Origin of the sequence: Acinetobacter sp. YH12144 (genome assembly GCF_013418345.1) — a bacterium.
Lineage (GTDB): Bacteria > Pseudomonadota > Gammaproteobacteria > Pseudomonadales > Moraxellaceae > Acinetobacter > Acinetobacter amyesii.
In genome coordinates this window covers 1-6,343 of sequence record NZ_VPCD01000040.1, presented here as the reverse complement: position 1 = coordinate 6,343, position 6,343 = coordinate 1, and the positions used below count along the sequence as shown (strand labels likewise).

Below are 6,343 nucleotides of genomic sequence, written 5' to 3'. Positions count from 1 at the left end.
GCCAGATTAAAACATTTCAGAGGAATTGCCACTCGTTACGATAAGCTAAAGCGAAATTATGAAAACTCAGTTGCTCTAGCCTGTATATTTATCTGGCTACCATTATAAAATGTCAACAGCCCCTAATTTACGGACGTAAAAGTAATTTCGCATTTTTAAGATGCTTTTAAGTCTAATCGACGGAGTCTTATATCTAGGGATTGAATAAAGGGATTAGCCTTCGGCTGGAGGTACTTTTGTTTAGGCAAAAGTACCCAAAACCATTGTCATCCGCAAAACTCGCTCTCTAGCGTCTATTTACTTAAAGTATCGCAAAAACATTTTTGATTAGAAGTCATCCTGTCTCAAACACTTGCGGATGACCTTACCGCGTATCGTTCTTTCATTTGAATCAAATTACGCTACTGATGTTACTATGTAACATCAGTAAATAAAAAAACCATGCTATGGCGTGGTTTTTTTATAACTGTGAGACAATGTACAAATCAACCAATCTGAATCTCAGAAGCTGGGTGTTTTAACCGACTCTTCTTCGGTGTGGCAATCAGATAGGCCAGTGTTAAGGGGCCAAGTCGACCTGCGAACATTAATAACATCAGGGCAACTAAACTAGCAGGTTGTAAGTCGCTGGTGATGCCACGAGATAGACCAACGGTGCAAGCAGCGGATACCGCTTCGAACAACAAATCTAAAAAGCGTTTATCAGGTTCGAGAAGCAATAGACTGAAAAAGCCAATGAAAATCAACGTTACTGTAATGAAAATTACCGCTAATGCTTTAAAGGTGGTTTTTTCTGAAACAGAGTGGTTAAACACACGCAGTTCATCTTCACGTCTTAAAAAACTGACCACACTGAGTACAACAATAATAAACGTCCCGACTTTAATGCCACCGGCTGTACTGAGAGAACCACCTCCAATAAACATCAGTAACATCGTGACGAGTGATGATGCATCGCTCATGCTTTCCATAGGTAAGCTGTTAAAACCCGAAGAGCGCGGAACCGTTGCATGGAACCACGCGTTGAGGGCTTGGTCACCAAGTGACATCGTAGCTAAGGTAGCAGCATTATTGGCTTCTAATAACCAAATGGTGATGAAGGCAAAGACATTTAAACCCGCAATAGTCGATAAAATCAGCTTGCTATTGGTACTGAGTTTTTTCCAACTTTTATTGCGCTTAATGTCCATCAGTACCAAAAAGCCGATACCCCCAATAATGTAAAGCATACTGATGGTAAACGTAATGAAATAACGGTCAGCGAAGCTCATTAAACTATTAGGAAATAATGAAAATCCACCATTATTAAATGCTGAAACACTATAAAAGGCAGCATAAAACAGGGCCTGGTTAAAATTGTATTCTTGCATCCAAGCGATGGTCAAAATAACCGTTCCCACCATTTCAAAAAATAGCGAATAAAGCAGTACGCCTTTAATAGTCATGGTCACTTTGGCAAGACTGGTTTGTCCAATGGTTTCTTGAGCCATAATTTGTTGTTTTAGCCCAATTTTAGGGGACAAACTCATAGCGGCCAATATCGCAAAGGTCATAAAACCGAGACCACCGCATTGTAGTAAACCCATAATCACGACTTTACCAAACACCGTATAGGCTTCGCCGACATTCACAACTGAAAGTCCAGTAATGGTTACGGCAGAGGTCGCTGTAAAGAGGGCATTGATCCAACTTAAATCACCATGATGTGAATATGGGAGCTTTAACAGCAAGGTGCCAATGATAATTAGCCCAAGAAAACCCAATGCCAAAATACTGGGTGGGCTGAGATTAATGGTATTACGCTGTTTATTGTGAAGTTTCATGTTTTTCTACTGTCATCTTGCGTGATTATGTGCAAAAGGAGCTCGACGCTGATTACAAAGTTGCTTTAAAGTGTTTAGCCAGTCGACGTAAATGTTCGAGTAAACCTTCAACCACTAAAATATCGCCTGTTTGTAAAATCAGGTTCGGATCTAAACTATATTGAAGCTCGGTGCCACGTTTATGCAGAATCGTCTTCACTTCAGGGACATGATCCATTATTTGATTTAGACGCGTGCCTTGTTGTGACTCTTTAATTTCAACTTTCACCAAATAATGGTCATCTTCGAGCACCATGTAGCGGCTCACCATTGGATAACTCAGTGACTGGGCAACACGGACACCCATATCTTCTTCAGGATGGATGATTTTGCTGATGCCTAAATGGGTTAAAATCATGTGATGCGCTTTGGACTTGGCTTTGGCCCAAATTTTGTTAATCCCCATGTTTTTAAGATGAAGCACACATAAGATGCTGGCTTCAATATCTTCACCAATTGCGACAACGACGGCTTCACAGTTTTGAATATTGAGTTCTTGTAAAACGTGCTCATCTGTTGCATCAGCAATCACTGCATGGGTTAGTTGGTCCGAAATACTTTCAACAAACTTTTTGTTGCTATCGATTCCAATGACATCGTGTTTTAAACCCATGAGTTCAGTGGCTACAGTTGCGCCAAAACTTCCTAAGCCAATCACAGCGAATTGAGCCATGCCGTATTCCTAAATTATTCTAAAGTTATTGAATATGTTGATGTTAGCTTGTTCAGCCTGGAGCGGCTATGGAAATTTACATAATCCATCTAAACCGAAAAGCTCTAATTTTTAATTTCTTCAGCATTTTGATAGGCATAAAGTTCAACAATATTGGGGCAATTATCCATAACTTGTTGGTATTTAAAAATTTCATAGCCTAATTTATTTTTTAGAATGTATTGAAATTGATGCTGATCTTCTTTAATGACATTTAAGGTGGCTTTACGAACGAGCTCAGAATTGTTCTTTAAACGGTTTAAGCCATCGCATGAAAATTCACGGATGATGGCTTGAACAGGTTCGGGAGCGGTTTGATCACTTAGCTCATCAAAGCGAATATATACAATGTAATTTGGATATTGATTCAACATTTCAGCTTGCGCGGTATAGCCGTAAATATTTTCTAGATTTTGCATACGTGACTGATTTGGAATTTGTTTCATACTTTGACGAATCTTATCTTCCTCTTGCTTAAGTTGATAAGCCGGATATACATAAAAATATCCACCTAAACCCACAATGACGATCATAAATAAGGCATAAAAATTCAATTTTAAATATCCATTTTGTTTTATTTTCAATGGATTATAGGGTGTGGTGAATTTAACAACAATGACAGCGTTGATGAATTAAATTGATGAATATATTTATTTTGATGCAGAAAAGAATTGATGCAAATAAAAAAGCTGGAACCTAGATCCCAGCTTTCATATAGAAATTTTACTTATTTCAAGAAACGTTGATAACCGAGGTTATTGGTAATCTCAACATATGGATAGGTAATATTTTCCAATGTTTCAATTAAACCATCTGGGTTTTGTTTCGCATCCGTTGCTTCCATACCCACCAATACACGACCTTCAGCAGCACCGTGGTTACGGTAGTGGAATAGGGTGATGTTATGCGTTGGGCCTAGACGTTCTAAGAAAGTCAGTAATGCGCCCGGACGTTCGGGGAATTCCACGCGGAATAGGCGTTCATTTTCGATATCGGCATGACCGCCAATCAAATAACGGATATGCAGTTTAGCCACTTCATCATCGGAAAGATCGTCTACATCGTATTGGAATTTTAAGGTTTCAAAAATTTCCTGACGTTCTTTTTCGCCATTTTTGAGACTGATACCCACAAATACTTGAGCGGCACTTGAGTAGCTTGCGCGGTAGTTAAACTCAGTGATGTTACGGCCTTGTAGTGCGCGGCAGAATTGGAGGAATGAACCTTTTTCTTCTGGAATGGTCACAGCAAAGATCGCTTCTTTACGTTCACCCAGTTCAGTACGTTCTGCAATGTAGCGCAGACGGTCAAAGTTCATATTAGCGCCGCATACAATCGACACCATATTTTTATTTTCTAGACCATGCTCTGCAACATACTTCTTAATACCTGCAAGCGCCATTGCACCTGACGGCTCTACAATGCTGCGGCACTCATCAAAGGTATCTTTAATTGCAGCACAGATTTCATCTGTATTCACCAAAATAACGTCACGCTCAACAATTGGGCCTGAGTTATCTGATTTTTGTAGCTGAATCACTTCAAATGGTTTTTCACCAATTTGTGCAACTGCTGTACCGTCGGCAAAAAGACCAACAGATGGAAGAATGACACGTTCATTAGCTTCAAAGGCTGCTTTTAAACATGCTGATTCGTCATATTCAACAGGAATGACTTTAACATGCGGTGCCACATCACCTAAATAAGCAGCTACACCGGCAATGAGACCGCCACCGCCAACAGCAACAAATACATACTCTACATCACGCCATTGACGCAAAATTTCGTTGGCAATGGTTCCTTGACCGGCCATAACGAGTTCGTCGTCATAAGGTGGAATAAAGGTCATACCTTCATCTTTTGCACATTGGATTGCATATTTATTGGCTACGTCAAAAGAATCACCATGCAGAACTACCTCACCACCTAAGCGTTTAACCGCTTGTACTTTAATGTCTGGTGTGGTTTTAGGCATAACAATAATGGCGCGAATACCCAACTTTTTACCAGATAACGCCACGCCTTGAGCATGGTTACCTGCAGAAGCAGTAATAACGCCACGTTCCAACTGAGATTTCGGTAATTGACTAATACGGTTGTAGGCACCGCGTAGCTTGAAAGAAAAGACAGGTTGTAAATCTTCGCGTTTAAAGCGAATGTTATTGTTTAGTTTTTCACTAATTCGTGGCGCTGCTTCGAGTGGGGTTTCGATTGCAACGTCATAGACTGTTGCCTGTAATATTTGTCGAACCAAACGAGACAGCATGTTAATTTTCCATCTAACAGTTTAAAATAGGCGTTCATTGTAACAAACACCCGTACATTTGGGCTGTAAAATCAGCAACAAATGTCAAAAAATAGTTGAGCCAAGTTATGAGTCTGTATGCTACCCAAGATGAAAAGAAACAAGCTGCCGCAAAAGCTGCATTAAAGCATTTGCCAAAGGGCGGTATTTTGGGTGTTGGTACAGGAAGTACTGTGAACTTCCTCATCGAATTATTGCCAGAGCTTCAACTCGAAGCTGCGGTTGCCAGTTCTGAAGCAACTGCACAACGTTTGAAAAAATTAGGCATTGAAGTGGTTGATATGAACCATGTTGGTGGTTTAGATGCCTATGTGGATGGCGCAGATGAAATCGACCGTCATATGCACATGATTAAAGGCGGCGGCGCTGCGTTGACTCGAGAAAAAATCGTGGCGTCTATTGCGAAAAAATTCGTTTGTATCGTAGATGATTCTAAATGGGTTGATCAGTTGGCACGTGAATTTCCGCTTCCTGTAGAAGTGATTCCAATGGCACGTTCTGCTGTGGCACGTAAAATCGTTTCTTTAGGCGGCGATCCTGTGTACCGTGAAGGCGTAGTAACAGATAACGGTAATGTAATTTTAGACGTACACAACTTAAATATCCTAAATGCATTGGAACTTGAAAAAACTTTAAACAATATTCCGGGTGTAGTGTGTAACGGTATCTTTGCTCTAAACAAGGCGGATATTGCGGTTGTAGCCACTGATAACGGTATTGAAGAGCGTACAGCGGTTTAATCTATAGAAAATTTAAATGTAAATAGAGTTTCGATTTATATTTAAATTTCTAATGGAAGTTCCCTCTCCTTTGAGGAGAGGGTTAGGGAGAGGTCAATTTAAATGTCCCCCTCATCCTAACCTTCTCCCAGAGGGAGAAGGAACCCTCAATATACTTTTGAAAACTGCTTAAAGTTAAATTTTATGCATTATTAATAAGCTTTTAAAAAGAATAAATGACTCCCAACCTCCCTGAAATTCAAATCACCCGAAAATTACGTGCCACACGCTTAAGATTGCGAGTAGAACCAACTCAAATTAAATTAACAGTGCCGCAATTTTGTACACAGCGCCAAGTGCAAGATTTTCTGAAACAATCAGAACAATGGATGATTGAGACATGGCAGAAGCAGCAGGAAAAAGCAGGGCTGCAGGATCGAAGTCTGCCAATAAAATTAAAGTTATTTAATTTAGAACAACCGTTAATGGTTGTTTATCAAACGCAAAAACATTCATTTATCTTGGATGACGAAAGCCATCAACTATTCATCAGTGATCGACAGCCTGAGCAATATTTAAAAAGCTTTGTGATTGCTTATGCCAAAGAGTATTTACCAATTTATCTCTGTACACGACAAATTTCACAGAACCCTTATCCTATCAGGATTCTGCTTTCTTAAAATTGCCAAAATTTCCTTAAACTCTTCTTTTTTCCCAAAACCAATTAAACGCTGAATCGCCATTT

General features: G+C 39.8%; 5 protein-coding genes and 2 pseudogenes. 3 read left to right on the top strand and 4 right to left on the bottom strand.

Translation table 11 applies throughout. The features are described from left to right. A pseudogene (locus tag FTU79_RS15975) lies at positions 1 to 108 on the top strand (IS5/IS1182 family transposase); the annotation flags it as partial. Between the two features lie 377 nt (positions 109 to 485). Here the strand turns inward: FTU79_RS15975 and FTU79_RS15970 are convergent. The 4 genes from FTU79_RS15970 to ilvA form a co-directional block, all read right to left on the bottom strand. Further along, the gene (locus tag FTU79_RS15970) at positions 486 to 1,823 is read right to left on the bottom strand and encodes a TrkH family potassium uptake protein (RefSeq protein ID WP_180051337.1); all 1,338 of its coding nucleotides are present in this window, start codon (positions 1,821 to 1,823) and stop codon (positions 486 to 488) included. 52 nt (positions 1,824 to 1,875) lie between these two features. Then, entirely contained in the window at positions 1,876 to 2,535 is a 660-nt protein-coding gene (locus FTU79_RS15965) for a TrkA family potassium uptake protein (RefSeq protein WP_078188649.1), read from the bottom strand. Between the two features lie 104 nt (positions 2,536 to 2,639). Then, a complete protein-coding gene (locus FTU79_RS15960) occupies positions 2,640 to 3,128 on the bottom strand; it encodes a hypothetical protein (RefSeq protein WP_180051335.1) in 489 nt (162 codons plus the stop codon). Between the two features lie 173 nt (positions 3,129 to 3,301). Continuing rightward, complete coding sequence (ilvA, locus tag FTU79_RS15955) at positions 3,302 to 4,840, bottom strand: threonine ammonia-lyase, biosynthetic (protein ID WP_180007812.1); 1,539 nt, start codon at positions 4,838 to 4,840, stop codon at positions 3,302 to 3,304. A gap of 107 nt (positions 4,841 to 4,947) precedes the next feature. Between ilvA and rpiA the strand changes: the two genes are divergently transcribed. Together rpiA and FTU79_RS15945 are read left to right on the top strand one after the other, a co-directional pair. Then, positions 4,948 to 5,619 carry a ribose-5-phosphate isomerase RpiA gene (gene rpiA / locus FTU79_RS15950; RefSeq protein ID WP_180004663.1) on the top strand — a complete coding sequence of 224 codons (672 nt, stop codon included), beginning with the start codon at positions 4,948 to 4,950 and terminating at the stop codon, positions 5,617 to 5,619. 215 nt (positions 5,620 to 5,834) lie between these two features. Beyond that, positions 5,835 to 6,242, top strand: a pseudogene (locus tag FTU79_RS15945) (YgjP-like metallopeptidase domain-containing protein); the annotation flags it as partial. Positions 6,243 to 6,343: the final 101 nt, after the last annotated feature.